The 25,137-nt window shown below is 69.3% G+C and carries 26 protein-coding genes and 2 tRNA genes; 13 read left to right on the top strand and 15 right to left on the bottom strand.

Going from position 1 to position 25,137, the window contains the following annotated elements; all coding sequences use genetic code 11:
• Positions 1 to 17: 17 nt before the first annotated feature.
• Positions 18 to 1,130, bottom strand: a complete 1,113-nt coding sequence (gene serC / locus RAC69_RS16540; protein WP_375087791.1) for a phosphoserine transaminase — start codon at positions 1,128 to 1,130, stop codon at positions 18 to 20.
• A 99-nt stretch (positions 1,131 to 1,229) separates the two neighbouring features.
• Between serC and RAC69_RS16535 the strand changes: the two genes are divergently transcribed.
• From RAC69_RS16535 to RAC69_RS16520, 4 genes are all read left to right on the top strand, one after another.
• A complete protein-coding gene (locus tag RAC69_RS16535) occupies positions 1,230 to 1,931 on the top strand; it encodes a metal-dependent transcriptional regulator (RefSeq protein WP_096713836.1) in 702 nt (233 codons plus the stop codon).
• Positions 1,932 to 2,186: 255 nt separating this feature from the next.
• A complete protein-coding gene (locus RAC69_RS16530) occupies positions 2,187 to 3,008 on the top strand; it encodes a M23 family metallopeptidase (RefSeq protein WP_375087790.1) in 822 nt (273 codons plus the stop codon).
• Between the two features lie 325 nt (positions 3,009 to 3,333).
• Entirely contained in the window at positions 3,334 to 3,831 is a 498-nt protein-coding gene (locus tag RAC69_RS16525) for an HNH endonuclease (RefSeq protein WP_251587150.1), read from the top strand.
• A 34-nt stretch (positions 3,832 to 3,865) separates the two neighbouring features.
• A tRNA-Arg gene (locus tag RAC69_RS16520) sits at positions 3,866 to 3,939 on the top strand.
• Positions 3,940 to 3,950: 11 nt separating this feature from the next.
• On the opposite strand, the gene RAC69_RS16515 is transcribed toward RAC69_RS16520, so the two are convergent.
• From RAC69_RS16515 to idi, 8 genes are read right to left on the bottom strand one after another with little or no spacing between them, the layout of a single operon-like run.
• Positions 3,951 to 6,167, bottom strand: coding sequence for an MMPL family transporter (locus RAC69_RS16515; RefSeq protein ID WP_375087789.1), 2,217 nt, complete (start codon positions 6,165 to 6,167; stop codon positions 3,951 to 3,953).
• A 43-nt stretch (positions 6,168 to 6,210) separates the two neighbouring features.
• Positions 6,211 to 7,089: a prenyltransferase gene (locus RAC69_RS16510; RefSeq protein WP_375087788.1), complete on the bottom strand. Its 879-nt coding sequence runs from the start codon at positions 7,087 to 7,089 to the stop codon at positions 6,211 to 6,213.
• The gene (locus RAC69_RS16505; protein ID WP_375087787.1) at positions 7,086 to 7,430 is read right to left on the bottom strand and encodes a lycopene cyclase domain-containing protein; all 345 of its coding nucleotides are present in this window, start codon (positions 7,428 to 7,430) and stop codon (positions 7,086 to 7,088) included. Before RAC69_RS16505 ends, RAC69_RS16510 begins: the two co-directional genes overlap by 4 nt.
• Positions 7,427 to 7,771 carry a lycopene cyclase domain-containing protein gene (locus tag RAC69_RS16500; RefSeq protein ID WP_375087786.1) on the bottom strand — a complete coding sequence of 115 codons (345 nt, stop codon included), beginning with the start codon at positions 7,769 to 7,771 and terminating at the stop codon, positions 7,427 to 7,429. Before RAC69_RS16500 ends, RAC69_RS16505 begins: the two co-directional genes overlap by 4 nt.
• Entirely contained in the window at positions 7,771 to 9,366 is a 1,596-nt protein-coding gene (gene crtI, locus RAC69_RS16495) for a phytoene desaturase family protein (protein WP_375087785.1), read from the bottom strand. The genes RAC69_RS16500 and crtI overlap by 1 nt, the downstream gene beginning before the upstream one ends.
• Positions 9,363 to 10,268 (bottom strand): phytoene/squalene synthase family protein, encoded by a 906-nt coding sequence (locus tag RAC69_RS16490; RefSeq protein WP_375087784.1) that lies wholly within the window; start codon positions 10,266 to 10,268, stop codon positions 9,363 to 9,365. The genes crtI and RAC69_RS16490 overlap by 4 nt, the downstream gene beginning before the upstream one ends.
• Entirely contained in the window at positions 10,265 to 11,356 is a 1,092-nt protein-coding gene (locus tag RAC69_RS16485; protein ID WP_375087783.1) for a polyprenyl synthetase family protein, read from the bottom strand. Before RAC69_RS16485 ends, RAC69_RS16490 begins: the two co-directional genes overlap by 4 nt.
• Positions 11,353 to 11,874, bottom strand: a complete 522-nt coding sequence (idi, locus tag RAC69_RS16480) for an isopentenyl-diphosphate Delta-isomerase (protein WP_341933790.1) — start codon at positions 11,872 to 11,874, stop codon at positions 11,353 to 11,355. Before idi ends, RAC69_RS16485 begins: the two co-directional genes overlap by 4 nt.
• 77 nt (positions 11,875 to 11,951) lie before the next feature.
• On the opposite strand from idi, the gene RAC69_RS16475 reads away from it, so the two are divergent.
• The gene (locus RAC69_RS16475) at positions 11,952 to 12,593 is read left to right on the top strand and encodes a MarR family winged helix-turn-helix transcriptional regulator (protein ID WP_375087782.1); all 642 of its coding nucleotides are present in this window, start codon (positions 11,952 to 11,954) and stop codon (positions 12,591 to 12,593) included.
• Positions 12,594 to 12,596: 3 nt separating this feature from the next.
• On the opposite strand, the gene RAC69_RS16470 is transcribed toward RAC69_RS16475, so the two are convergent.
• Positions 12,597 to 12,941 carry an Lsr2 family protein gene (locus RAC69_RS16470; protein WP_375087781.1) on the bottom strand — a complete coding sequence of 115 codons (345 nt, stop codon included), beginning with the start codon at positions 12,939 to 12,941 and terminating at the stop codon, positions 12,597 to 12,599.
• Between the two features lie 96 nt (positions 12,942 to 13,037).
• The gene (locus RAC69_RS16465) at positions 13,038 to 13,895 is read right to left on the bottom strand and encodes a LuxR C-terminal-related transcriptional regulator (protein WP_341933793.1); all 858 of its coding nucleotides are present in this window, start codon (positions 13,893 to 13,895) and stop codon (positions 13,038 to 13,040) included.
• A 109-nt stretch (positions 13,896 to 14,004) separates the two neighbouring features.
• On the opposite strand from RAC69_RS16465, the gene RAC69_RS16460 reads away from it, so the two are divergent.
• Both RAC69_RS16460 and RAC69_RS16455 read left to right on the top strand, forming a co-directional pair.
• Positions 14,005 to 14,352: a DUF485 domain-containing protein gene (locus RAC69_RS16460; RefSeq protein WP_341933794.1), complete on the top strand. Its 348-nt coding sequence runs from the start codon at positions 14,005 to 14,007 to the stop codon at positions 14,350 to 14,352.
• Positions 14,349 to 15,986: a cation acetate symporter gene (locus tag RAC69_RS16455; protein ID WP_375087780.1), complete on the top strand. Its 1,638-nt coding sequence runs from the start codon at positions 14,349 to 14,351 to the stop codon at positions 15,984 to 15,986. The genes RAC69_RS16460 and RAC69_RS16455 overlap by 4 nt, the downstream gene beginning before the upstream one ends.
• A gap of 102 nt (positions 15,987 to 16,088) precedes the next feature.
• Here the strand turns inward: RAC69_RS16455 and RAC69_RS16450 are convergent, their stop codons facing one another.
• On the bottom strand, positions 16,089 to 16,604 hold the full coding sequence (locus RAC69_RS16450) for a methylated-DNA--[protein]-cysteine S-methyltransferase (RefSeq protein WP_375087779.1): 516 nt from the start codon (positions 16,602 to 16,604) through the stop codon (positions 16,089 to 16,091).
• A gap of 220 nt (positions 16,605 to 16,824) precedes the next feature.
• Between RAC69_RS16450 and RAC69_RS16445 the strand changes: the two genes are divergently transcribed.
• Both RAC69_RS16445 and RAC69_RS16440 read left to right on the top strand, forming a co-directional pair.
• The gene (locus RAC69_RS16445) at positions 16,825 to 20,520 is read left to right on the top strand and encodes an AAA family ATPase (RefSeq protein WP_375087778.1); all 3,696 of its coding nucleotides are present in this window, start codon (positions 16,825 to 16,827) and stop codon (positions 20,518 to 20,520) included.
• Complete coding sequence (locus tag RAC69_RS16440; protein ID WP_375087777.1) at positions 20,513 to 20,725, top strand: hypothetical protein; 213 nt, start codon at positions 20,513 to 20,515, stop codon at positions 20,723 to 20,725. Before RAC69_RS16445 ends, RAC69_RS16440 begins: the two co-directional genes overlap by 8 nt.
• Before the next feature lie 25 nt (positions 20,726 to 20,750).
• Here the strand turns inward: RAC69_RS16440 and mscL are convergent, their stop codons facing one another.
• Genes mscL through RAC69_RS16425 form a run of 3 tightly spaced genes read right to left on the bottom strand, consistent with a single transcriptional unit; the run spans position 20,751 to position 22,085 of the window.
• Complete coding sequence (mscL, locus tag RAC69_RS16435) at positions 20,751 to 21,176, bottom strand: large conductance mechanosensitive channel protein MscL (RefSeq protein ID WP_341933798.1); 426 nt, start codon at positions 21,174 to 21,176, stop codon at positions 20,751 to 20,753.
• 24 nt (positions 21,177 to 21,200) lie between these two features.
• A complete protein-coding gene (locus tag RAC69_RS16430) occupies positions 21,201 to 21,473 on the bottom strand; it encodes an FmdB family zinc ribbon protein (RefSeq protein ID WP_375087776.1) in 273 nt (90 codons plus the stop codon).
• Between the two features lie 15 nt (positions 21,474 to 21,488).
• Positions 21,489 to 22,085, bottom strand: a complete 597-nt coding sequence (locus tag RAC69_RS16425; RefSeq protein ID WP_375087775.1) for a 5-formyltetrahydrofolate cyclo-ligase — start codon at positions 22,083 to 22,085, stop codon at positions 21,489 to 21,491.
• 41 nt (positions 22,086 to 22,126) lie between these two features.
• On the opposite strand from RAC69_RS16425, the gene galU reads away from it, so the two are divergent.
• From galU to RAC69_RS16405, 4 genes are all read left to right on the top strand, one after another.
• Positions 22,127 to 23,014: a UTP--glucose-1-phosphate uridylyltransferase GalU gene (gene galU / locus RAC69_RS16420; protein WP_375087774.1), complete on the top strand. Its 888-nt coding sequence runs from the start codon at positions 22,127 to 22,129 to the stop codon at positions 23,012 to 23,014.
• A 46-nt stretch (positions 23,015 to 23,060) separates the two neighbouring features.
• Positions 23,061 to 23,672, top strand: coding sequence for a GNAT family N-acetyltransferase (locus RAC69_RS16415; protein ID WP_375087792.1), 612 nt, complete (start codon positions 23,061 to 23,063; stop codon positions 23,670 to 23,672).
• 81 nt (positions 23,673 to 23,753) lie between these two features.
• On the top strand, positions 23,754 to 24,623 hold the full coding sequence (locus RAC69_RS16410; protein WP_375087773.1) for a hypothetical protein: 870 nt from the start codon (positions 23,754 to 23,756) through the stop codon (positions 24,621 to 24,623).
• A 51-nt stretch (positions 24,624 to 24,674) separates the two neighbouring features.
• Positions 24,675 to 24,747 (top strand) — tRNA-Ala (locus tag RAC69_RS16405).
• The last annotated feature ends 390 nt before the right edge of the window (positions 24,748 to 25,137 follow it).

Genomic DNA, 25,137 nt, shown 5'->3' with positions numbered 1-25,137 from the left:
CATCGTGGCTGGCGCCGTCAGGCGCCCTGGTGATCGAGCACGTAGTCGAGTGCGCGGGTGAGCTGCCGCACGTCGTCCGGCTCGATCGAGACGAACGTCGCGACGCGGAGCTGGTTGCGGCCCAGCTTGCGGTAGGGCTCGGTGTCGACGATGCCGTTGGCCCTCAGCGTCTTCGCGATGGCGGACGCATCGATCGACTCGTCGAAGTCGATCGTGACGACGACCGGGGAACGGTCGGTCTCTGCCGTCACGAACGGGGTGGCGACATCGGATGCCGTGGCCCAGTCGTACAGGATGCCGGATGACTCGGCCGTGCGCGCACCGGCCCAGGAGAGACCGCCGTTGCCGAGGATCCACCCGAGCTGGCTGTCGAGCAGGTGCAGGGTCGTCAGAGCCGGGGTGTTGAGCGTCTGGTTGAGGCGCGAGTTGTCGACGGCGTTCTTGAGGCTCAGGAACTCCGGGATGTAGCGGTCGGAGGCGGCGATCCGCTCGATGCGGTCGATCGCGGCGGGGGACACCGCCGCGAACCACAGGCCGCCGTCGGAGCCGAGGTTCTTCTGCGGCGCGAAGTAGTAGACGTCGGCCTGTGCTGCATCGAAGTCGATGCCGCCGGCGGCGCTCGTGGCGTCGATGACGGTGAGGGCGCCGTCGGCGACGACGCGCGTGACCGGGGCGGCGACGCCGGTCGACGTCTCGTTGTGCGGCCATGCGTAGACGTCCACGCCGTCGACGACCTCGGCAGCCGCGCGGGACCCCGGCTCCGCCTTGCGCACGTCCGGTGCGTCCAGCCAGGGCGCGGCGGCTGCGGCGGCGAACTTGCCGCCGAACTCGCCGAACACGATGTTCTGGCTGCGTCGCTCGATGAGGCCGAAGGCCGCGGCATCCCAGAAGGCGGTCGACCCGCCGTTGCCGGTGATGATCTCGTAGCCCTCTGGCAGACGGAAGAGCGCGGCGAGGCGCTCGCGCACGCTGCCGACGAGGTTCTTCACCGGCGCCTGGCGGTGCGAGGTTCCGAGCAGCGTGGGGCCGGCGGCGAGGAGTGCGTCGAGCTGCGCGCTCCGCACCTTCGAGGGGCCGCATCCGAAGCGGCCGTCGGCGGGCAGGAGGTCACGGGGAATCTCGATCGGCATGCGTCGAGTCTAGAGCGTGGCCTCCCGCCTGACCGCCCGCGTGACGCCCCGATGTCGGTGCGGGAATGTAGGCTTGCCTAAGAAGACCCGGAGGGCCACATGACCGACTTGATCGACACCACGGAGATGTATCTCCGCACCATCCTCGAGCTCGAGGAGGAGAACATCGTTCCGCTGCGCGCACGCATCTCCGAGCGCCTCGGTCACTCGGGTCCGACCGTCTCGCAGACGGTGGGACGCATGGAGCGCGACGGCCTTGTGGTGGTGTCGGAGGACCGCACGCTGGAGCTCACCGAGTCGGGGCGGCGCAAGGCGGTCGACGTCATGCGTAAGCACCGTCTCGCCGAGCGGCTGCTCTCCGACGTGATCGGTCTCGACTGGGCGTTCGTGCACGACGAGGCCTGCCGGTGGGAGCACGTCATGAGCGAGCAGGTCGAGCGCCGCCTCGTCGAGCTCCTCGGGCACCCGACGGAGTCGCCCTACGGCAACCCGATCCCCGGGCTCGACCAGCTCGGCGACGCCCCCGCTCGGACGTTCGACGAGGGCGTCATCGGCCTCGTGCAGAAGCTCAACGCGGCCGGTGCTCCGATCGAGGGCACGGTGCGTCGTCTCGCCGAGCCGGCGCAGGTCGACCCCGAGCTGCTGGAGCAGCTCCGCGACGCCGGAGTCGTGCCCGGAGCGAAGGGCGACTACCGGTTCAACGAGGGTTACGTGCTGATCCAGATGGAGGGCAAGGACGAGGGCCTCGAGCTCCCGGTCGAGCTCGCCTCCCACATCTTCCTCGTCGGCGAGCCGGTCTGAATCCTCTCTGACCTGGCATTCTTCTGCTCCCCGACGATTGCCAGTTTGGCAGGGTGACAGGATCGTTATCTTCCGGTAACCTCGGTGAAGTCGTCGGCGAAGAAGCCCGCTGACGATACCCGAGAGGATTCGCCTTCCAGGCTCGTCGTCCTCCCGGTAAGAACGCACAAAGTACCCGAGCTACATTCGTGCCACGAGAGCAGAGTGCCGACGAGCCAGCGCTACCCGAGCGTGCAGGCGCAGGAGGATCACGTTTTGGTCACAGACATCCAGTCCGCGAACACACCTGAGGATCGACCCCTCGCCCGTCGCACGACCGCACGGGTCAGCGCGCGGACCGTGGTGAAGCCGCTGCGATCCGTCGCCATCTTCGGAGCAGTGGGCGCCCTGGTCGCCGCTGTCGCGCTCCCCGCCTACGCGGCGTCGAAGCCGGCCGAGAACGCCGCGACGACCGTGCAGCAGATGGCCGCCGTCGACGCGCAGTCGCTCGTCGTCGCCTCGCAGGCCACATCGGCCCCGCTCGACCGCGGAACGTTCACCGCCACCACGCCCGACGAGATCGAGAAGAAGAAGGCGGAGGAGGCCGCAGCGGCCCGCGCCGCCGCAGCCGCTTCCACGGCATCCGCCTCGTCCGGTGGTCGCACCTTCGACATCGGCGCCTACGCGCTCGTCTCGCCCGGCTCGGGTGAGGTCCGCTATCCGCTCCCGCAGGGCTCGTACAGCGTCAGCCGTACCGTCGGCGGCGCGCACAACGGCGCCGACATGCTCGCGCCGCAGGGCACGCCGATCTACGCCGCCGCCGCGGGCGTCGTGCGCCAGTCCGCTGAGAGCATCGGCGGATACGGCGTCGCCGTCATGATCGACAGCGTCGTGGGCGGTCAGCGTGTGCAGACGACCTACGGCCACATGACGTACGGATCCCGCCAGGTCCAGGCCGGCGAGAGCGTGGCCGCAGGCCAGCTCATCGGCTTCGTCGGCAGCACCGGTCGCTCGACCGCCAACCACCTCCACTTCGAGGTGTGGGTCAACGGCGGCCTCCTCGAGCCGATCGCCTGGCTCGCCGCGAACGCCGGCTGAGTCGTCACGGCTTTGCCCCTCACCGGACACGCCTCCGAGCGTTCACCCGGAGTTGGGCCGCGCACCCCGCTCGATGGGTTAGCCTGAACCCGTTGTCGCACAGGCGGGAGAAGCTGATGGACCGAATACCGAGCATCCGCACCATGGATGCCCTCGGTCGTCATGTCCTTCAGCATCGGCCGCAGGAACACCACGGTGCTGCCGTGCGAAGAAGGCGCTGTCACTAGACAGCGCCTTTTTTCGCCCCTGCGAACGCTCGCGTCCGCGCGACCTCGTGTGAGTCGAGAGTGCCGGGAAGCCGTCCCGGCGGATCGAGAGGATGCTGATGCGCACACTGGTACTGAACGCGGGATACGAGCCTCTGGCCATCGTGTCGTTCAAGAGAGCACTGGTCCTGGTCATGAACGACAAGGCCACCGTGATCGAGCACGTCGAGGACGATCCCGTCTGGGGCAGTCACGGGGTCTACGATCGGCCGGCCGTCATCATCCTGTCGAGATACGTGCGCGTCCCGTCCAGCCGACGGGTGCCGGTGACCCGGCGCGGAGTGCTGCGGCGTGACAACCACCGCTGCGGCTACTGCGGAAAGGCCGCCTCGACGATCGACCACGTGCTGCCGCGTTCGCGAGGCGGAGCGGACTCGTGGGAGAACCTCGTCGCCTGCTGCCTGCGCTGCAACAACGTCAAGAGCGACCGCACGCCGCAGGAGATGCGCTGGGAACTGCGGATCACGCCGCGCCCGCCGCACGGCACCGCCTGGACGGTGCGGGGGAGCGAGCGAAGCGATCCGCGCTGGGAGCCGTACCTCGCGCTCGCCGCGTGAGCCGGGCGAGACCCGTCCCGTAGACTGGAGCCACGCCTTCGTAGCTCAGCAGGATAGAGCAGCCCTCTCCTAAAGGGCAGGTCGCTGGTTCGAATCCAGTCGAGGGCACCCTCCGGTCGTCACGGGCGACCGCGCCGCCAGAGCTTCGACGGCCACCAGATCACGCGCCCGAGGTCGTAGGCGAGCGCCGGCACGAGCAGCGATCTCACGACGAACGTGTCGAGCAGCACGCCGAACGCCACGATGAAGGCGAGCTGCACGAGGAACAGGATCGGGATCACCGACAGTGCGGCGAACGTCGCGGCCAGCACGAGTCCGGCCGACGTGATGACCCCGCCGGTGATCGACAGCCCTCGCAGTACACCTTCCCGCGTGCCGTGTGCCAGCGACTCCTCGCGCACCCGCGTCATGAGGAAGATGTTGTAGTCGATGCCGAGCGCGACGAGGAACACGAAGCCGTAGAGAGGCACGGCCGGGTCGGCGCCGGGGAAGTCGAAGACTCCGGAGAAGACCAGTGCCGACACGCCCATCGCTGTGCCGAAGGACAGCACGGTGGTGATGATGAGGAGCACCGGCGCGAGGATCGACCGCAGCAGCAGCATGAGGATCAGCATGATCACGACGAGGATCACCGGGATGATGAGATTCCGGTCGTGGATGGAGGCGTCGTTCGTGTCGATGGCCGTGGCCGTCACTCCTCCGACGAGCGCGTCGAGCTCGTGCAGCGACGAGCGGAGGTCGCGCACGGTGTCGCCCGCGGCATCCGAGTCGGCGGCATCCGTCAGCGTCCCCTGCAGGAGCACGTTCCCGTCGACGACGGTCGGCGCCGGCGCAGGGGTCCCCGGCGGTCCGACCGCCGTGACCCCGTCGGCGGTCACGGGCGCCGAGCCGCTGGGCGAATCGGCGGCGGTGACCGAGACGCCGTCGATGCCGTCGTCGGCGAGCATCACGTCGGCAGCGTCTTGGAGCCGATCCTCGCTCACCACCACCGAGACCGGACTGCCCGAGCCACCGGGGAAGTGCTCGCCGAGAGCCACTTGACCGTCGCGCGCCTCCGACGATCCGAGCACGAGATCCGACTGAGGAACCCCGGAGGCGTCGAGCTGCAGCACGCCGGACGCTCCGGCCAGCAGTACGAGGGTCGTGAGGATCCAGATCACCCGCGGTCGCTTCGTGATCAGTCCGGCGAGGCGCGCCCAGAGGCCCGTGGTGCGCATGCCGTGCTCTTCGGCGACGACCTCCGGCTCGAACCGCGGACGACGAGGCCAGAACACCGCGCGACCGAACAGCAGCAGGAGGGCCGGGAGGAGCGTCAGCGCCGCGAGCATCGCGAACACGATGCCGATCGCCGCCACCGGGCCGAGCGTGCTGTTCGACTTGAGGTCGCTCAGCAGCAGGCAGAGCAGCCCCGCGATCACCGTGCCGCCCGAGGCGACGATCGGTTCGACCGAGCCCTTCCAGGCGGCGAGGAGAGCCGCGCCCTTGTCCTGCGCGACCCGGAGCTCCTCACGGAATCGGGCGACGAAGAGGAGGGCGTAGTCGGTGGCTGCGCCGATCACGAGGATGAACAGGATGCCCTGCGTCTGGCCGCTGAGCAGCAGCACCTCGAACTTCGCAAGCCACCAGACGACCAGGAGAGCGACGCAGAGGGCGAACAGGCTCGTCGACAGCACCACTATCGGCAGCAGCAGCGACCGGTACACGAGCACGAGGATCACGAGCACCGCGAGGAGGGCGACGCCCAGCAGCAGTCCGTCGATGCCGGCGAAGCCCGCGACGAGATCGGCGCTGAAGCCGGCGGGGCCCGTGATGTACACGGTGACGCCGTCCGGGGCGGCGGAGAGGAGCATGTCGCCGAGGGCCGAGACGGTGTCGGCGAGTTCGGCATCCTCGTCGATCGGGATGAACGCCTGCACGGCCAGGCCGTCGTCCGAGGGGAGGGCCGGTGACACGTCGTCGCCGACGCCGTCGACCGACGGCGCATCGGCGACGGCATCCGCGATCGTGTCGAGCTGTGTGGTGGACAGCTCGCCGTCGGCCACGAAGACGGCGATGGCCGGAATGGCGTCGCTGTCGCTGAACTCTCCGAGCAGCTGCTGCACCCGGGTCGCGTCCGAGGACTCGGGCAGGTAGCTCGTCTGGTCGTTCGACGACACCTCGTCGACCTTGCCGAACAGGGGGCCGCCGAGTCCCGCGCCGACGAGCCAGACGAGGATCAGGGCGGCGGGGATCAGCACGCGCGCCCAGGAGTGGCGCCTCGTCCGCTCCCGCGTCTCTCGCGGCGGCGCTTTCCGTTCCGCCGTGCTCGGGGCCGCGGCGTGCTCAGGACCGGACATCGGTCTCCCTTCGGGAAGGACTCGGTGGACGTGATCGCGCGGGTCAGGAGACCCAGGCGAGGATGAGGATCATCGTCGCCAGGAAGCCCGCGATGTAGTTGAGGGCGATGAAGCGGCGCCAGGCGCGGTTGGTCCCGGCGGACGTCTTGTCGGTCACCGACCACCAGGGGGCTGCGTTCCCGATGTACGGCACCGCGAGCACGGCGGCGAGGGGACCGGGCCAGGAGGTGAACAGCATGGCGATCCCGGCGAGCGACCACAGGACGATCGCGAGGCGCACCGTGGATCGCGCTCCGATGACCGTGGCGATCGATCCGATGCCGGCCTCGCGGTCGGGAGCGATGTCCTGCACCGCTCCGAAGGCGTGCGCGGCCATGCCCCACAGGAAGAACCCGACGAGCACGATCACGAGGGTCGGCGTCACGGAGGCCTCGGCGATGGCGAGTCCGACGATCGCCGGCGTCACGAAGTGCAGGCTCGACGTCGTGGAGTCGAGGAACGGGCGCTCCTTGAACCGCAGACCGGGGGCGGAGTAGGCGATCACGGCGAAGACGCTCACGATGAGCCAGATCCAGGATGCCGGGTTGCCGACGGCGAAGAGGTAGACGAGGAAGGGCACGTTCGTGACCGCGGCGGCCCACAGCGTCGCCCGGTGGATGCGAGGGGAAAGCAGCGCTCCCTCGATGCCGCCCTTGCGCGGGTTCGCGAGGTCGGACGCGTAGTCGAACACGTCGTTGATGCCGTACATCGCGAGGTTGTACGGAACGAGGAAGTACAGCGTCCCGAGGACCAGCGTGAGGTCGATCTCGCGCGTGGTCAACAGGTAGGCGGCGGCGAACGGGAACGCCGTGTTGATCCAGCTGATGGGTCTGGAGGAGAGCACGATCTGGCGGACGTCGCTCCCGAGCGTCGTGGAGGTCATGCGTCGGCCTCCCCCGAGCTGTTCGCGGAGCCGCGGTCCCGTCGCGCCCTGAGGAGGGCCCACAGAGCCGGCAGCAGCAGCGCGCCCGCGACCGGGTAGGCGAAGTCCTCGAGCGGGGCGAGCCCGATGTGCACCCCGAGCAGATGGTCGGGGGAGTAGTGGAAGAGCCCGCTCGCGATCATGATGCTGTCGAACACCGCGGTGAGCACGATCAGAGCGACGGCGGCGATCGCCAGGGCGCCGGCGTGCGGACGCCGCGCGCGAGGCGTGAGGACCACGAGGACCACGGCCGCGATCGCGGCTGCACCGACGAACCAGGCTGCGAGCTGCAGGTAGGTCATGACGCCCGCTCCGCTCGCCGGCGTCGGCGGAGGTCGCCGAGCACGCGCACGGCGCCGGTGTAGAGGATCATCGTGCAGACGACGAGGAAGACGAGGAAGACGGGCTCCTCGAGCGGCATTTCGGGAGCGAGCACGATCCCCGTGGCGATCGCCCCTTCGCCGCGGAAGAAGATGCCCCCGGCGATACCCGCGACATCCCAGACGAGGAAGAACACGAGGCCGACGACCGTGACGACGGATGCCGAGAGCGCGTCCCTCCAGAAGAAGAGCCGGAACCGTCGATCGAGCAGGAGCATGCAGCCGAGCGACACGAGCAGGCTCGCGAGGTAGACGACGCCCATCACACGGCGTCCTCGACGGGCGCGGCGGACGGCAGCGGAAGCGGCCCCCCGGAATGGTCGCCGCGGATGCGCTTCAACACGATCTCGGCGCTGATGAGGCACATGGGCACGCCGACGCCCGGTGCTGTCGTGCCGCCCGCGTAGTACAGGCCCGAGACCTTGCGCGAGACGTTCTGCGCGCGGAACATGGCGCTCTGCGACAGGATGTGAGCCGGGCCGAGCATCCCTCCGCGCCACGAGTTGTAATCGTCGCGGAAGTCCGCCGGCCCCTTCGTCTCGCGCACGACGATGCGGTCGCGCAGGTCGGGTATGCCGGCCCACGTCGAGATGAGGTCGATCGCCTCGTCGGCAGCACGTTCGATCGCCGGCGAGCCCGATCCGTCGGAACCGCCGCCGCCCAGTTCGACGTCGGCGGGGACGGGGACCAGCACGAACAGGTTCTCGTGGCCCTCCGGGGCGACACTGTCGTCGCTCGCGCTCGGCCGGCAGACGTAGGTCGACGCGGGGGAGGGGACCGCCGGGCTGTCGCCGAAGATCGCGTCGAAGTTCGCATCCCAGTCGTCCGTGAAGAACAGGGAATGGTGCGGGAGCTGCGGGAGCTCGCCTCGCACGCCCAGCATCACGAGGACCGCTCCGGGACCGCTCGTGCGACGCTGCCACCAGCTCTCCGGGTACGTCCGGAGCTCGGGCGGAAGCAGGACGGTCTCGGTGTGGTGGAGGTCGGCGGCCGAGACCACGATGTCGGCCTCGGCGACGTGGGCGGTGCCGTCGGCATCCCGCCACTCGACGCCCGTGGCTGCGGTCGTGCCGGAGCGTCGTGCGGTGCGGATCGCCGTCACGTCGGCATCCTTGACGACCGTGACGCCCGCCTGCTCGGCCAGCTGGGCGATGCGTTCGACGACCCGCCAGAACCCGCCCTGCGGATAGCTCACGCCCTCGTCGAGGTCGAGTGCGCTCATCAGGTGGTACATCGCCGGCGCGCTGCGAGGGTCCGTGCCGAGGAAGACGGCGGGGTATCCGAGCAGCTGACGCAGGACCGGATCCTGGAAGCGCCGGGCGGCGAAGGACTCCAGACGCGTCCCGAGCAGTGTCGCGAGACGCGGACCGGCGCCGAGCACCTCCTTCGTGGCGAGCGTGCTCCACTTCGTGAACGGGTTGTACAGGAAGTACCGCTCGGCCATGTCGCGGGCGTGGTGCGCGGAATCGAGATACTCGTCCAGACGAGCCGCGGAACCCGGCTCGCGCGCCTCAAACAGCTTCGCGACCTCTGCGCGGCCGCTGGGCACGGTGATCGGCTGGGAGGGGCCGTCGGTGCCCGGCTCCTGGAACACCCGGTAGCCGGGGTCGAGCAGGGTGAGATCGAGCTGCTCCTCGGTCGACGATCCCATCATCGCGAAGAAGTGGTCGAACACCTCGGGCATCAGATACCACGAGGGGCCGGAGTCGAAGCGGAAGCCGTCGCGCTCGATCGTGCCGGCTCGGCCGCCGATGCGCGAGTTCTTCTCGTAGACCGTCACCTCGTGTCCGTCGCGGGCGAGAAGGCCCGCTGCCGCGAGACCGGCCACTCCTCCGCCGATGACGGCGACGCGGCTCATCGGTCACGCTCCAGAGCCGTGACGGCGACGGCTCGCGCGGCGAGCAGAGCCTTGACCGGGTCCGGCACGCGGACACGACGCTCGTACAGCTGCGCGGCCGGGGTCCTGGCCACTCGCCGCATGAGCGCCTCGAAGAGCGCGAGGGCACTGCGCACGGCAGCGCGGGCGTCCTTCGGGAGCAGGGGGATCGATCGACGGGCGTCGTCGAGCTGAACGGTCACGGTGCGTACCCATTCGTCGCGGTCGGAATCGGTGAGGCGCCCCGAGCCGCCGAGGTACCCGCGCTGCAGGCGATCGGTGTCGTCGGCGAGGTCGCGGAGGAAGTTCACGTTCTGGAAGGCGGCGCCGAGCTGCCTGGCGCCGTGGGTGAGGACCGCCAGCTCCTCCTCGGTGCGCGATTCCTCGCGGAGGAAGACACGCAGGCACATCAGCCCCACGACCTCGGCGGAGCCGTACACGTAGCGCTCGTGGGCCTCGGCGTCGTAGGCGGTGAAGTCGGCAGCGCTCGCGATGTCGGCGGCCATGGAGTCGAAGAACGGCTGCGTCAGATCCTCGCCGATCCCGCACTCGCGCGCGGTCCTGGCGAACGCATGCAGGATCAGGTCGGTGCTGTAGCCCACGGCCATCGAGCGGTGGGTCGCCGCGACATACGACGCGAGCGCCTCGGTCTGCGCGGAGCTGTCCAGTCCGGCCTGCGCGGCCACTCCGTCGACGATCTCGTCGGCGATGCGCACCATGGCGTAGATGTTCCGCACGTGCTGACGGTGACGAGCGCCGAGCAGCGTCGTCGCGAGTCCGAAGGACGTGGAATAGGTGCGGATGACCTCGGTGGATGCCGTGTCGGCGGCGCGGCTGAAGCGGTCGAGGCTCTCGTCGCCCTGCCCGCTCGGGATCGCGGTCATGCGCGACGACCCTCGAGGCGGGAGACCGTCGAGAGGATCGTGTGCGCGGCATCCGCTCCGATCTCACCCGTCAGCTGCGCGTCGGCGAGCAGGGTGTGCACGGCGTCGAGCTGATCGCCGACGAGGTCGGTGACGAAGGCTTCGGCCCCGCAGGCGCGCAGCTGGTCGCGGAGGCTCTCGGCATCCCTCATGCTCAGCTCGGCCGAACCGAAGCGGGGAGCGATGTCGTCCCAGGCGTCCGTCGAGCGTGCGTACGCGATGATGGCGGTCTCCTTGCCCTCGCGCAGGTCGGAGAACGCATCCTTCCCGTGCGCGCGATGGTCGCCGAACACGCAGAGCAGGTCGTCCTGCAGCTGGTAGGCGAGCCCGATGTGCCGCCCGACGCTCGTCAGCGTCCGCTCGGCCGAGACGGACGAGCCCGAGAGCAGCGCTGCCGCGCGAAGCGGGAGCGAGAACGAGTAGGTCGCGGTCTTGTACACGCTCATGCTGAGGATCGTGGTGAGGTCCGGTGCGATGATGCCGTGGCTGAGCGCGACGTCGGTGTGCTCGCCCGCGACGGTCTCGACGATGGTCTCCTCGACGAGGTCGAGCAGGCGTGACCGCACGTCCGCGGGGACATCGGCGCGAGCGAAGCCCATGACGGCCGCCGTGAGGAGCAGATCTCCCATGAGGATGGCGCTCGAGCGCGCCCAGTGCAGCGCGTCCTCCTCGGTGGCCGCAGGCGTGCCCGCCGCGAGGGCGCCGATCAGGTTCGGCCGCTTGCGCCGCGTGAGGTCGCCGTCGATGACGTCGTCGTGCAGGAGGAACGCGTAGTGCAGCAGTTCGATATGCGCCGCGACCTCGACGGCCGCCGGGGTCAGCGTCGCCGAGCCGAGGTCGCCGGGCGTGAGGGCGTGGTGGATGTCGAGCAGCAGCCGCGGGCGGACCAGCTTGCCGCCCAGCGAGTGGTCGGCAGCGGCCCGCCACAGCGCAGCGAATTCGGATCCGTACGCCTCCGCGGCGGCGCTGTGGTGGACGAACCGCCGACGCAGGGCTTCCTCGATCCGAGTGCCCATGTCTTCGTGGATCGCCGCCGACGTCATCGTCATACCGCCCCTCGCTCGCGCATGAGCGGCAGCTGTTCGACGAGCCATGGGCTGAAGGCGAAGGGGGCCGCTGCCACGGCGGTCGCGAACTCCGCCGCGTCGACCCACGCCCACTCCGACACCTCGTCGGGATCGGGGGACAGCGCGCCGTCGGCGACCGCGATGTGCACGGGGCAGATCTCGTTCTCGACGATGCCGCTCGCGTCGACGGCACGGTAGCGGTACTCGGGGACGACGACGGCGACGTCGGTGATACGGAGGCCGAGCTCTTGCTGCGCTCGCCGGGTCACGGCATCCTGCATCGTCTCGTCGGGGCGGGGATGGCCGCAGAAGCTGTTGGTCCAGACGCCGGGCCAGGTGCGCTTGGACAGCGCGCGGCGGGTGACGAGCAGACGCCCCTCGCCGTCGACCACGTAGCAGGAGAACGCGAGATGGAGCGGGGTGTCGGTCGTGTGCACGGCGTCTTTGGCCAGCACTCCGATCGCGACGCCATCGGGGGAGAGGAGGGTGACCTCGTCCATCTGGGAAACCTCCTCGATTTCGCTAGCTTAGCTAATAATAAACATAACATGATTCCAATGGTGTGTAGCATGATGGCATGAACGACCGATCCGCCGCCAGCCCCGTCGAGGGTGCCGTGTCGGACGTGCGCGATGGAACCGGCTTCTCCTCCGACGGGCTCGCGCACGCCGCGATCTACGACGTGGAGGCCAGCGACCCGCGCAGCTCGCTCATCGACCGGACCGGTGTCGCCCCGGAGGACCTTCGGCAGATCGCCGCGCTCATGGGGGCGATCGGCGAGCTGCGGGATGCCGAGCAGAAGCTGTCGCTCGCTTCGCGGCGCTACATGCGCCTCAACGACACCGACATGCGGGCCCTTCACTACCTGATCGTGTGCGCCAACAAGGGCGTGACCGCGACTCCGGGCGGGATCGCCACGCATCTGGGCATCTCGACGGCGTCGACGACCAAGCTGCTGGACCGCCTCGAGCGCGGGGGGCATATCCGCCGCGCCCCGCACCCGACGGACCGACGAGCGCTCGCGATCACCATCACTCCGGAGACGCGTCAGGCGGCGATGGACACGGTCGGCGCGCAGCAGGCCAAGCGGTTCTACTCCGCCGCGCGGTTGACGCGCGACGAGCGTGATGTCGTGATCCGCTTCCTCACCGACATGACGCAGGAGATCACGCTCCGGGACGAGCCGTGGGCCCAGGCCGGAGACGTGATCCCCGACTGATCGTCAGTGCGCGGCGTTGTACGCCTCGATGACGGGGGTGGGAATCCGCCCGCGCTCCGAGAGGCTGTAGCCGTTGTCGTTCGCCCAGGCGCGGATGGCCGCGACCTCGGGGTTCCGTGCCGTGCGCTTGCGCGACCCCGTCGAGCGTGACGGAGAAGAGCCGCCGGCGCGTCGACCCGCGGAGATGTAGGGCTCGAATGCGGCGCGCAATTCCTTCGCGTGATCGTCGTTCAGGTCGATCTCGTAAGCCGTGCCGTTCAGCGAGAAATGCACGGTCTCGCCTTCGCCCGCCTCGAGGACGCTGCCGTCGATGTCGTCAACCAGCTGATGCACAATTCTCTTTGCCATGGAAAAGACGATACCGGTCGTCGCGTAATTGCGACAATGCGGATATCCGCCGAATTCGACAGACGGGAGCGGAAATCGTCGCCGTGCGCGTCGCCGTCAGGGCAGCAACCCGAAACGCCGCGCTTTCGCCACCGCGGCATGACGTGTCGACGCGTCGAGTTTCGACATCGCCGTGCCGAGATACGCCTTGACCGTCCCCTCGCGAAGACCCAATTGCTGCGCGATCTCCGCATTCGTCGCACCGAGCGCCGCGCACGCGAGGACATCGGTCTCACGGCGGGAGAGATGTACGGTCGGAAGGGGGCCTGTCGCGGTCGTCGCGGCATCGCCCGCGAGCGTCACCAGTCGGTGCTCGACCTGCGCGATCCGCGCGCGGAGGTCGGGGTCGTCGACGGCTGCGGCGATGCTCCGGAGCTCGGCGAAGCTCTCCCGCAACTCCTCCCGCTGCGGTGTCGCCACCGTCTCGGAACTCGGGTCCACAGCGCGCAGGCGACGCGCCACCTCGTCACGGATCCTCAGCTCGTCGGCCACTGATTGCGCGACCTGCATCGCCGGCGCCGTCGTCACACCGCCTTCGGGCGCGCGATCCCATGCTCCCGCGTAGAGCACGCCGCGCGGGCGCCCGCTGACGACGATCGGCAGAGCCAGCAGGGTGCGGAGTCCTTCGCCGAGAACGAAGACGTCGTAGTCGTGCGTGATCTGCTGCGAGGAGCCGTAGTCGTTCGTCATGCGAGGGCGCAGCTCGATCATCGCGCGTCCGCCGAGGCCGCGTTCCGGACGGACGCGGAGGCCGTCGAGACTGTGGGTGCGGTTTCCCACGATGCTGGTGACGCTCACCACGCCCTCGTCGATGAGACCGCCGAAGGCGACCGGGAACCGGGTGCGCTGAGCCAACTCGCGCACCGCGCGGGCGACGAGCTCTGTCTCCGATTCCATCCCGGTGGGAGCGCTCACGACTACCTACTTTCGGGGGTGACGGCGCCGTTCCCCGTTTCGTAGCGTCGACCCTACCACTCGCCCGGTACCCCCGTGCGAGCCGACGAACATGTGGCAAGGAGGCCCCATGAGCGACCACACAACGGCCGATTCGGCGGGAGCGATCGATTACGTCGCCGTCGAGCAGTCCTCTCGATTCCGCACCCTCAAACGCACGCAGCGGTCATTCATCTTCCCGCTCGCCGCGTTCTTCCTCATCTGGTATTTCGTCTATGTGCTCCTGGCGGCGTTCGCAACGGAATTCATGGCGCAACGCGTATGGGGAGACATCACCGTCGGCCTGCTCTTCGGGCTCGGCCAGTTCGTGACGACCTTCGCCATCACGATGGGATACGTCGCATTCGCGAATCGACGACTCGATCCGATCGCGAGTGAGATCCGCGAAGACCTCGAGAAGGCGCAGGGCGACGCATGAGCGCGGTGCACGCCGCGAGCGAATCGCTCGCCGTCGAGAGCAACCCCATCCTGAACATCTCGATCTTCGTCGCCTTCGTCGCCGTCACGCTCTTCATCGTCATCCGCGCGAGCCGCAACAATAAGACGGCTGCGGACTATTACGCCGCCGGGCGCTCTTTCACAGGCCCGCAGAACGGATTCGCGATCGCGGGCGACTATCTCTCCGCTGCCTCGTTCCTCGGCATCTGCGGGGCGATCGCGATCAACGGCTACGACGGATTCCTGTATTCGATCGGGTTCCTCGTCGCCTGGCTCGTCGCGCTGCTGCTCGTCGCCGAGCTCATGCGCAACACCGGCAAGTTCACGATGGCCGACGTGCTGTCCTTCCGGTTGAAGCAGCGCCCCGTGCGCATGGCGGCCGCCATCACGACCCTGGCGGTGTGCTTCTTCTACCTGCTCGCGCAGATGGCGGGGGCGGGAGGTCTGGTGTCGCTCCTGCTCGGCATCGACGGCCGGGTGGGGCAGTCCGTCGTCATCGCCGTGGTCGGCGTGCTGATGATCGTGTACGTGCTGATCGGCGGCATGAAGGGCACGACGTGGGTGCAGATCGTCAAGGCGTTCCTGCTGATCGGCGGGGCGCTCGCCATGACCGTCTGGGTGCTCGCGATCAACGGTTTCAACCTCAACACGCTGCTCGAGGCCGCTGTCGCGAACTCCGACAAGGGCGAGGCGATCCTCGGCCCTGGCCTGCAGTACGGCGCGAACCCCTGGGACTTCCTGTCTCTCGGCATGGCGCTCGTGCTGGGCACGGCTGGTCTGCCGCACGTGCTGATGCGGTTCTACACCGTGCCGACCGCGAAGGAGGCGCGGCGATCGGTCGTCTGGGCGATCTGGCTCATCGGCGGCTTCTACCTGCTGACGCTGGTGCTCGGCTACGGAGCCGGTGCGCTCGTGGGGGCGGACGTCATCGCCGCAGCCCCTGGCGGACCGAACTCCGCAGCGCCGTTGCTCGCCCTGTACCTCGGCGGACCGGTGCTTCTCGGATTCATCTCGGCCGTGGCGTTCGCGACGATCCTGGCCGTGGTGGCCGGGCTCACCATCACGGCCGCCGCGTCCTTCGCGCACGATATCTACGCGAACGTCATCCAGAAAGGTAAGAAGGATGCCGCGGGCAACCCCGTCGAGCCGGACCCGAACGGCGAGGTACGTGTCGCGCGTCGCACGGTCGTCGTGATCGGCATCCTCGCGATCGTCGGCGGCATCGGAGCGCAGGGGCAGAACATCGCCTTCCTCGTCGCCCTCGCGTTCGCAGTCGCCGCCTCCGCGAACCTGCCGACGATCCTGTTCTCGCTGTTCTGGCGTCGGTTCACCACGCGTGGGGCCGTGTGGAGCATGTACGGAGGTCTGGGAGCGGCCATCATTCTCATCGTGCTGTCACCGGTGTTCTCGGGGTCGCCCACCTCGATGATCCCCGGCATCGACATCGTGCTGTGGCCGATGAACAACCCGGGCATCGTGTCGATACCGCTCGGCTTCTTCCTCGGCTGGCTCGGCACGGTGACGAGCAGGACGAAGGAGTCGCCGCAGCTCGCCGCTGAGATGGAGGTGCGCTCGCTCACGGGTTTCGGAGCCGAGAAGGCGATCGATCACTGACCGACCGCGGTCTCGCATTCATCGATCGCTGATCGCCGGAGGGTGATCGCGTGGACCCCGGCGGCCTACACGCCGGGGTCCACGCCGTCTCACGGACGCCGATCAGCTCCGTGATTCGAGGTCGAGCAGGTAGCGCTTGCGCTCGGGGTGCGCGCCGTAGTGACCGGGTGATCCGTCCGCCCGCACCACGCGGTGCACCGGGACGATGATCGAGAAGGGCGAGTGGCGGCAGGCGGTGCCGACGGCGCGCGCCGCGCCGGCGCGCCCCGCCAGAACCGCCACCTCGCCGTAGCTCAAGGTCTGCCCCCACTCGATCTCGCTGATCACCTGCAGCGCTGTGCGCGCGAACCCCGAGGTCAGACGCCAGTCGACGGGCAGGTGCTCGTCGAATCGCACCGGCACTCCGTCGAAGTAGTCGTCGAGCACGGCCACGACATCGTCGGCGGCGCCGGGATCTGGCTCGGGGGTCGCCTGCAACTGCCTGGCGACGTCCTCGAGCAGCCACGGGACCGAGGGGTCGTCGGCTTCGGAGAGATCGAAACGCACGATCCCCTGATCGGAGAACACAGCGAGGGCGTCGCCGAACGGTGTGGGGACGAAGTCGTAGCGGAAGGTCATGGGTCCATCCTGACGCCGGAGACCCTCGAGGAGCGGAGGACGGAGGTTCGTCCGACGGCTTCGGTGGATCGATCGCGGCGTCGCACGCTCGTGCAGAAGGAGTGAGTGGGGCCCGCAGTCGCTCAGGAGGCCTGAAATGCCGTGAAACCCGCCAGGGATACCGCCGTGGCGGCGCGGCGCGCCTAATGTGTGAGTTGTGTGGCGACGAGAAGGCAAGGCTGTGGATGACGCAGCGAACGGCGCCTCGGTGACCCTCGGCGATCTGCACGAGTCGGCATCCGGCGTGCAGGTCGCACATGCTGCCGAGGCCGAGCGCACCCGTCTGCGCGCCGAGGCCGCCGATCTCGGCGGGGCATCGCCGCTCGTCACCTTCCGCGACACGGTCGAATCGGGCATCGACATCTCCAAAGCCCACCCCGGCAGCCTGCCGCAGTTCATCACCGGCAAATCCACGCTGCTCTCGAACCTGTTCCGCGACGAGGTCGGCCTCCGCACCGCACGCCTCGCCGCCGAGCGGATCACCGCCAAGAACACCGAACTGCGCACCGTGCGCGGCATCGAGGCCGTGCACCTCGCCGTCGGCGTGGCCGGGTGGCGGATCGGCGGAGCGGACTTCGCCGCCCCCGTCCTTCTGCGTCCGCTCGCGATCCGCCGGCACCACTCCGACTTCGAGCTCAAGCTGCAGGGGTCGTTCGAGGTCAACCCCGAGCTCATCCGTATCGCTCGCGAGCACTTCGGGATCTCCATCGATGCCGCGGCGCTCGCCGCCCTCGCCTACGACGGCGGGATCTTCAAGCCTCAACCCGTGATCGACAGCCTGCGGAGCATCACCCGCTCGATCGACACCTTCTCCGTCGTGCCGCGACTGGTGGTCTCCACGTTCGCCGACGTCGGTGGGGCCATGTCCCGCGACGCCGTGAACCTCGATCACCTCGTGCTCAACGCGCTCGGCGGCCACGTCGGCGATCGCGAGCAGGTCTCCGCGCGCCGACCCGCGCCGCATCACACGGGTCCCGACGACCGCGCGCCCGCCTCCGACAACCTGCTCCTCGACGCGGATGCCGAGCAGGAGGCCGTGCTGGCCCGGATCGCCGCCGGACAGTCGCTGACGGTGGCCACGCTGCCCGGCACCGGCGGCACCCAGACCGTCATCAACGCGCTCGGAGAACTCGTGCGCAACGGCAAGCGCGTGCTCGTCGTGTCGGCCCGTCGGTCGACGCTCGACGGGGTGCGGCATCGTCTCTCCGGCATCGGCCTCGACAGCCTGGCGATCTCGCCGGCGAGCGTGCGACGAGACCTCGTCCGAGCGATCGGCAGGAATGAGAAGGCCGCGGCGCCCAAGGTCAGCGACGTCGACGATGCGCTCGTGCGGCTCCGCACCGTGCTGCGCGACTATCGCCGCGCTCTCACCGCCCCGGCCGTCGGCACCGACGCCTCGGTCCTCGACGCGACCCGCCACCTCACCAGGCTGGCGTCGCTCCCGCATCCGCCGTCCACCACGGCTCGGCTCAGCCCCGAGACCCTGCGGCGCCTCGCCGGAGATCGATCGGCTGCGGCTTCCGCGCTCGCCCAGGCGGCACGCCTCGGCGAGTTCCGGTTCGGCCCCGACGACTCGCCCTGGTACGGCGTCACCTTCACGAGCACCGAGGCTGCACGGGCGGCTCACGAGCTGGCAGGGCGTCTGCACGCGGACAGCGTGCCAGCGCTCCTCGAGCGGGGCTACGCGCTGATCGCGCAGACGCACATGCGCCCGTTCGCGACCATCGACGAACTGGGGGAGTACCTGCGTCTCCTGCAGGGCATCCGCGACACTCTCGACCGGTTCAGCCCGACCGTCTTCGAGCGTCCGCTGGGCGAGCTGATCCAGGCGCACGGGTCGCGGCGGGATTCGCCGGGCATGTCGAGTGCGAACCGCCGTCGTCTCCGCCGACTCGCCAAGGAGTACGTGCGCCCCGGTGTGCACATCACGGAGATGCATGAGGCGCTGCTGCGCATCCAGGCCCAGCGGACCCAGTGGCAGCGGTGCGTCGATGCGGGCGTCGCTCCGGAGATCCCGCTCGGTCTCGCCGACGTGTACTCGTCGTGGCAGCGGGTCGCCGCAGAGCTCTCCGAGCTCGATGCGGCGCTGGGTCGCCGCGAGCCGCTCGCATCGCTCCCGGTCGCGCGACTCGTGCGCATGCTCGCGGGTCTCGCCGCGAAGTCCGACGTGTTCGACAACCTCGTCGAGCGCGCGCAGCTGCGCGATCGTCTCGCCGACCTCGGACTGGAGCCCCTTCTCGCTGAGCTCTCGGTGCGGCACGTGTCCGAAGCGCGCGTCGGCGACGAGCTGGAGTTCGCGTGGTGGCAGTCGCTCCTCGAGCGGGCGCTGCAGGACGACCGATCGCTGCTCGGCGCGAACACCGCCGTCGTCGACCGTCTCGAGCGCGACTTCCGCCTCGTGGACGAGGCCCACGCCGCGATGGCCGGTCCCCTCCTCGCGTGGCAGCTCGCGAACCAGTGGAAGATCGCCATCGTCGACGAGCCGCAGCAGTCGCAGCACCTGCGCAGCGCGCTCAAGCAGGCGAGCTCGACGACGGCCGAGATCGTGAGCTCGGCGCCGACGCTCGTCGACGTGCTCGCGCCCGTGTGGATCTCCTCGCCCTACTTGGTGCCCGAGATCCCGGACTCCGTCGAGTTCGACACCGTGCTGCTCGTGGATGCCGCCGCGGTCAACCTCGCGGAGGCCGCTCCCGCCATCCGTCGGGCTCGCCAGGTCGTGGCCTTCGGCGACCCGGTGACGCAGCGCCCCACTCCGTTCCACGTCGCGGTCGACCCCGATGCGAGCTGGGAGGCCGAAGTGCCGTTCGACGCCGTCTCGGTGTTCGAGCGCCTGTCCGAGCTGCTCCCGGTGATGACGCTGACCCGCAGCTACCGTGCGGGCGGCGAGGATCTCGCCGAGCTCATCAACGACGCCTTCTACGGCGGCGAGATCGTGTCGCTGCCCTGGGCGGGGTCGTACCTCGGACGCGGCAGCCTCACGGTCGACTACGTCGAGGGGGGAACCGGCGCACCGGATCCGATATCGGGCGCGGTCGAGAGTCCCGACGCCGAGGTCGCCCGCGTGGTGACCCTGGTCGTCGAGCATGCCGTGCACCGCCCGGAGGAATCGCTCATGGTCGTCACGGCCAGCCGGCGTCACGCCGAGCGCGTGCGTGCCGCCGTGACCTCGGCGTTCGCCGGGCGCTCCGACGTCGCGGACTTCGTCGGTCGGGACACCGCGGAGCCCTTCGCCGTGCTCACTCTCGAGGAGTCCGTGGCGGAGAGCCGCGACAGGGTCATCCTGTCGCTCGGCTTCGGCCTCACCAAGCACGGCCGGGTCCTCAGCGACTTCGGGGACCTGTCGACGCCCGACGGCGAGCGGCTGCTGACGGTGGGGATGACCCGCGCTCGGCGGTCCATGGTGATCGTGTCGTCGATCCGCCCGTCGGCGTTCGACGACGGGCGGCTGGAGTACGGTGCGGCGACGCTCATGTCGATCCTCGGGGGGCTCGCCTCGCGCGGACGCGAGGCCCGTCTGGAGGACCTCGCCGATCCGCTGACCCTTGCCCTCGCGCGCGAGCTCCGCCGTCTCGGCGCATCGGTCGACGTGGACTACCGCGGACTGCTGCCCCTCGTGGCCCAGCACGGTGGCAAGGCCGTCGTCATCGAGTGCGACCCCGAGACCCGAGGCGAGTCGCTGCGTGAGACCCTGCGGCTCCGGCCCCATGTCCTGCGCCGGCTGGGCTGGCACTACGTGCGTGTGCACGCCTTCGACCTCTACAGCGACCCGGTCACCGCGGCGACCCGCATCGCCGGCGTCCTCGGCATCTCCCCGTCTGCTCCGCGCGCAGAGGACGACACGCAGCCGATCGACATCGTCGACCCGCGCAATGGCTGAGGACGCCGACCACGACGGACAGCGCGAGCAGCGGCAGAAGGTCGTACGAGTGCCGGGCTCCCGTCGTGCACGGCTGACGCCCGTACGCGGATCCGACCCGTCGCCGGAGACGCCGGAGCGGCGGCCGTCTCCGGCATCCGTCCCGAAGGGGCCCAAGGGTCCGAACGACGAGCGGATGCTGGGAGACGTGCCGCCGCACTACTGAGCGACGGGTCGCGGCCCCGCGGGGATCACTCCCGGGCGCTGTTGCGTGCGAGCAGGTCGCGGATCTCGATGAGCAGCTCCGTCTCGGTCGCCGCCGCCGGCTCCTCCTGAGGCTCCTCGGCCGGCGTGCCCTTGCGTGCCTCGACGTGGGCCTTGAACGTGTTCATCGGCAGCACGAAGACGAAGTAGACCACCGCGGCCACGGCGAGGAAGCTGATCAGCGCGGAGATCAGGTCGCCGAGCGGGAAGGTGACCTTGTTGCCGTAGATGTTGGTGACGGTGGGGCCGAACTCTCCGGCGGCGTCGGCCTCGAAGAAGAGAGCGACGAGCGGATTGATGAGGCTGTTCACGACGGCGGTGACGATGGCCGTGAACGCCGTGCCGATCACGACGGCGACGGCCAGGTCGATCACGTTGCCGCGGAGCAGGAAGTCCTTGAAGCCTTTGAGCATGAGAGTTCTCCGATCGGTCGTGCGTCAGGAAGAGGCCGGTGCCGCAGCGGGCGCCGCGGTCGTGCTCGATGACGACTCAGACTTCGATGATGCCGAAGCATCCTTCTTCACTCCAGACCCGCCCCGCGAGTCGGTCCGATAGAAGCCGGATCCGTTGAACGTCACCCCGATCGATCCGTACTGCTTGCGGAGCTCGCCGCCGCACTCGGGGCAGACCGTCAGCGCGTCGTCGGAGAAGCTCTGCACGGCGTCGAAGGCGTGGCCGCAGGAGCGGCAGGCATAGGCGTAGGTGGGCATGGCGGTCCTCGTCGGTCAGCGTCGCGTGGGCGACAGGAGAAGAGTCTGAGTCGGTGTCACGACACCGTTCACCGGCTGGTCGTGCACCTCGCTCGGCAGGGAGTCGAGCACCTCGGAATCATAGATCACGGCGTAGACGGGCGGGCACTTCTCCATCGATCCGATCGTCTTGTCGAAGTAGCCGCGACCCCACCCCATGCGCATACCGGTCCGGTCGACTGCGGCAGCGGGGATGATCATGAGATCGACGTCGTTCACGGCGATCGGCCCGAGCACCTCGCCGGTGGGCTCGGGAAGCCCGTGCAGGCCCTCGGAGATCTCGTCGTCGTCGCTCGCGACAGCCCAGTCGAGCAGTCCGTCGGCCCGCGTCACGGGGAGCAGCACGCGGATCCCGCGGCGCACGGCGGCCTTCACGAAGTCCCTGGTCCCCGGTTCGGTCGTCGTCGACAGGAAGCAGGAGATGGACGCAGCGCCGAGCTCGGCGATCAGCTCGTCCAGGCGCTCGGCGATGGCGGATGCCGCGCTCTCGCGCTGGGCGTCGCTCAGCAGCTGTCGGCGCTCCCGGAGTTCGGCGCGGAGCGCGCGCTTCTCGTGCTCGACGTCGTTCGACATGCCTCAGAGTCTACGGCGAGGTGCCCCACTAGGCTGTGGGGATGGGTCATCAGAAGATCAAAGCCGTCATTCCCGCAGCCGGACTGGGAACACGATTCCTGCCCGCGACGAAGGCGATGCCGAAGGAGATGCTGCCCGTCGTCGACAAGCCGGCGATCCAGTACGTCGTCGAGGAAGCGGCGAATGCGGGCATCGACGACATCCTCGTCATCATCGGCCGCAACAAGAACGCCATCTCCAACCACTTCGACTCCGTGCCGGAGCTCGAGGTGAAGCTCATGGAGAAGGGTGACACGGGCCGCCTCGAACGGGTCATGAAGTCCAGCGACCTGGCCGACATCCATTTCGTGCGTCAGGGGGAGCCCAAGGGGCTCGGGCACGCCGTGCTCCGGGCGCGCACCCACGTCGGTGACAACTCTTTCGCCGTCCTCCTGGGCGACGACCTCATGGACGAGCGCGACCCGCTGCTCACCGAGATGATCGCCGAGCACGAGCGCACGGGCGCGGCCGTCGTCGCCCTCATGGAGGTCGACCCCGCGAGCATCCACATGTACGGGGCCGCCGCCGTCGAAGAGCTGGAGGGCTCGGATGCCGTGCGCGTCACCGGTCTGGTCGAGAAGCCCTCTCAGGAGGACGCCCCGTCGAACCTCGCCATCATCGGACGATACGTGCTGCCGGCATCCGTCTTCGACGTGCTCGAGCGCACGGAGCCGGGCAAGGGCGGCGAGATCCAGTTGACCGACGCGCTGCAGGAACTGGCGACCGATCCCGACGGCCCCGGCGTCGCCGGCGTGATCTTCCGCGGGCGTCGCTACGACACGGGAGACCGCGTCGACTACATCAAGGCCATCGTCCAGCTCGCCGCCGATCGCGACGACCTCGGTCCCGAGCTGCGGCCCTGGCTGAAGGACTTCGCGGAACGCCTCTAGGCGCGACGTGGGCGTCGGGGGCATTCTGATGGATCAGGCGACGGGGATGCGGCACGGTCCGGTCGAGCTGCGCCTGGTCCGGTCGAGGGACGCGCGGCCGCTGCAGCACGAGCTGCTGTCGAACCGTGCCTGGCTGCAGCCGTGGGAGGCCACCGTGCCATACGGCTCGGTGTCGTTCGACATGCGGCTCAGCATCCGCCGTCTCCTGCAGCAGTACCGCGACGGCGGGGGCTACCCGTTCGTGATGGAGTACGACGGCGAGATCGCGGGCCAGCTCAACGTCTGGGGCGTCGCCCGCGGCTCGCTGTGCTCTGCGACGATCGGCTACTGGGTCAGTGAGCGGTTCGCCGGCCGGGGCATCACCCCCACGGCGGTCGCTCTCGCGACCGACGCCTGCTTCACCGAGTACGGGCTGCACCGCATGGAGATTTGCATCCGCCCGGAGAACGCCGCGAGCCTGCGGATCGTGCAGAAGCTCGGCTTCCGCTACGAGGGGCTGCGTCGTCGGTACATTCACATCGACGGGGACTGGCGCGATCACTACGCTTTCGCGCTCACCAGGGAGGACGTCCCGCAGGGCGTGCTCGCGCGATGGCTCGCCGGGCAGGTGCCGGTGCATGCAGCCGACGTGCCGCCGTCGGACCGTCTCTCGATCTGAGGCCGGACCGCCGCGAATCCGCTCGCGACACGCGCCCGCACTGAGCCCTGTCGGGAACGGTGTTCCCGTACCGTTGTCGACATGGACGGGCCGGTGCTGAGCGGGGGAGTGATCGTGCTCGTCGCCGTGCTCCTCTGGCTGCTCTATCTGCTGCCCTCCTGGCGTGGTCGCTTCCAGTACGACGCCGCCGAGCGCAACGCCGTTCGTCTCAATCAGGCTCTGCGCGTGCTGGCCGAGACCAGCGAGACGCCGGGCGAGGTGCGCCTCGAGCTGAACGCGCGCACGGCGCTCGCGCAGCAGAAGCTGGCCAAGAGGCTGCAGTCGGAGAAGGAGGCCGCCGAGCTCGCCCTGCTCCGCGAGCAGCTCGCCGCTGCCAAGGCCGATCCCGTCGTGCGGCAGGCTCGTGCCCGCCGTCGCGTGCGCATCGCCTCCTCGTCTCTCGTGCTGCTCGGACTCGTCGTCGCAGGCCTCGGCGTGTGGCAGCTGGTCGTCGCTCAGGCGCAGCTCCTGCTGTGGGTGGGCGGGACCGCCGTCCTGCTCGGAGCCGTGCTGCTGCAGCGCATGGCGTCGGTGGCCGGTCGTGCAGTCCGCCGGACGGCGCACCAGGAGGAGGAGGTGCGCGAACGCGTGTCGCCTCCGCTCCACGACCAGGGGCGCGCCACCTGGACTCCGCGTCAGCTGCCGGAACCCCTGGTGTCCGTGGCGGGATCCCGTGCGCAGACGGCTCGGGCCGAGATGGACGCGCAGGAGGAACGTCGCAAGGCCGCCCGCCTGGCGGAACTGCGGGAACGCGCGGAGCGCATCGCGCCCGAGGCTCCGGTCCGTCTTCCCGCGCCGCAGAGCGAGCCGGCGCCCGCAGCGGCGTCGCCGTACGCACGGATGGGGTTCGTCGACGACGCCGAGATCGAAGCGCACGTGCGGGAGCTCCTCGCGAAGCGGGCCGCGGGGTGACCGCTCGTACGCAGCCACCTCGTCGAGCGTGATAACGTAGTCGAGGTTCACGGGCCTATGGCGCAGTTGGTAGCGCGCCTCGTTCGCATCGAGGAGGTCAGGGGTTCGAATCCCCTTAGGTCCACAGCCGTTGAAGCCCCCGGGTCACCCCGGGGGCTTCGTCGTATCCGGCTGCGGATCGCCGCGAGCAGCGCGACACGCCCGGCGGACCTCTGCGATTTGCCGAGGCCCCGGGATCCACGTAAGTTATTACTTGTTCGCCCCACAGGGAAGCGGAGAGGCCGAGAGCTTCACCCCCCTCAAGCGGAGAACCACCCCCACCTCGATCAGCTCCTCGGAGCGGGTCACGGACGCACTTCTGTCCGACGTGGGAGCTTCCCGAACGGGATGGCGGTCGATTTGACAGCCGCTCCGAGACGGATAAGCTAGTGAAGTTGCCTCAGCGCGATCAGCGCGGGGCACGGAACTGGTACTGATCTTCACGGCATGTCGATTTGACAGCCGGAAAGACACA

This window comes from Microbacterium sp. LS_15 (genome assembly GCF_041954735.1).
GTDB lineage: Bacteria > Actinomycetota > Actinomycetes > Actinomycetales > Microbacteriaceae > Microbacterium.
The sequence above is the reverse complement of the archived record's forward strand: the minus strand, read 5'-3'. Positions and strand labels throughout refer to the sequence as shown.

Bases quoted from the DNA above. Each gene is read 5' to 3' on its own strand.
- serC (WP_375087791.1), bottom strand. From the start codon at position 1,130: ATGCCGATCGAGATTCCCCGTGACCTCCTGCCCGCCGACGGCCGCTTC.
- RAC69_RS16535 (WP_096713836.1), top strand. From the start codon at position 1,230: ATGACCGACTTGATCGACACCACGGAGATGTATCTCCGCACCATCCTC.
- RAC69_RS16525 (WP_251587150.1), top strand. From the start codon at position 3,334: ATGCGCACACTGGTACTGAACGCGGGATACGAGCCTCTGGCCATCGTG.
- RAC69_RS16515 (WP_375087789.1), bottom strand. From the start codon at position 6,167: ATGTCCGGTCCTGAGCACGCCGCGGCCCCGAGCACGGCGGAACGGAAA.
- RAC69_RS16510 (WP_375087788.1), bottom strand. From the start codon at position 7,089: ATGACCTCCACGACGCTCGGGAGCGACGTCCGCCAGATCGTGCTCTCC.
- RAC69_RS16505 (WP_375087787.1), bottom strand. From the start codon at position 7,430: ATGACCTACCTGCAGCTCGCAGCCTGGTTCGTCGGTGCAGCCGCGATC.
- RAC69_RS16500 (WP_375087786.1), bottom strand. From the start codon at position 7,771: ATGGGCGTCGTCTACCTCGCGAGCCTGCTCGTGTCGCTCGGCTGCATG.
- crtI (WP_375087785.1), bottom strand. From the start codon at position 9,366: ATGAGCCGCGTCGCCGTCATCGGCGGAGGAGTGGCCGGTCTCGCGGCA.
- RAC69_RS16490 (WP_375087784.1), bottom strand. From the start codon at position 10,268: ATGACCGCGATCCCGAGCGGGCAGGGCGACGAGAGCCTCGACCGCTTC.
- RAC69_RS16485 (WP_375087783.1), bottom strand. From the start codon at position 11,356: ATGACGATGACGTCGGCGGCGATCCACGAAGACATGGGCACTCGGATC.
- idi (WP_341933790.1), bottom strand. From the start codon at position 11,874: ATGGACGAGGTCACCCTCCTCTCCCCCGATGGCGTCGCGATCGGAGTG.
- RAC69_RS16475 (WP_375087782.1), top strand. From the start codon at position 11,952: ATGAACGACCGATCCGCCGCCAGCCCCGTCGAGGGTGCCGTGTCGGAC.
- RAC69_RS16470 (WP_375087781.1), bottom strand. From the start codon at position 12,941: ATGGCAAAGAGAATTGTGCATCAGCTGGTTGACGACATCGACGGCAGC.
- RAC69_RS16460 (WP_341933794.1), top strand. From the start codon at position 14,005: ATGAGCGACCACACAACGGCCGATTCGGCGGGAGCGATCGATTACGTC.
- RAC69_RS16455 (WP_375087780.1), top strand. From the start codon at position 14,349: ATGAGCGCGGTGCACGCCGCGAGCGAATCGCTCGCCGTCGAGAGCAAC.
- RAC69_RS16450 (WP_375087779.1), bottom strand. From the start codon at position 16,604: ATGACCTTCCGCTACGACTTCGTCCCCACACCGTTCGGCGACGCCCTC.
- RAC69_RS16440 (WP_375087777.1), top strand. From the start codon at position 20,513: ATGGCTGAGGACGCCGACCACGACGGACAGCGCGAGCAGCGGCAGAAG.
- mscL (WP_341933798.1), bottom strand. From the start codon at position 21,176: ATGCTCAAAGGCTTCAAGGACTTCCTGCTCCGCGGCAACGTGATCGAC.
- RAC69_RS16430 (WP_375087776.1), bottom strand. From the start codon at position 21,473: ATGCCCACCTACGCCTATGCCTGCCGCTCCTGCGGCCACGCCTTCGAC.
- RAC69_RS16425 (WP_375087775.1), bottom strand. From the start codon at position 22,085: ATGTCGAACGACGTCGAGCACGAGAAGCGCGCGCTCCGCGCCGAACTC.
- galU (WP_375087774.1), top strand. From the start codon at position 22,127: ATGGGTCATCAGAAGATCAAAGCCGTCATTCCCGCAGCCGGACTGGGA.
- RAC69_RS16415 (WP_375087792.1), top strand. From the start codon at position 23,061: ATGCGGCACGGTCCGGTCGAGCTGCGCCTGGTCCGGTCGAGGGACGCG.
- RAC69_RS16410 (WP_375087773.1), top strand. From the start codon at position 23,754: ATGGACGGGCCGGTGCTGAGCGGGGGAGTGATCGTGCTCGTCGCCGTG.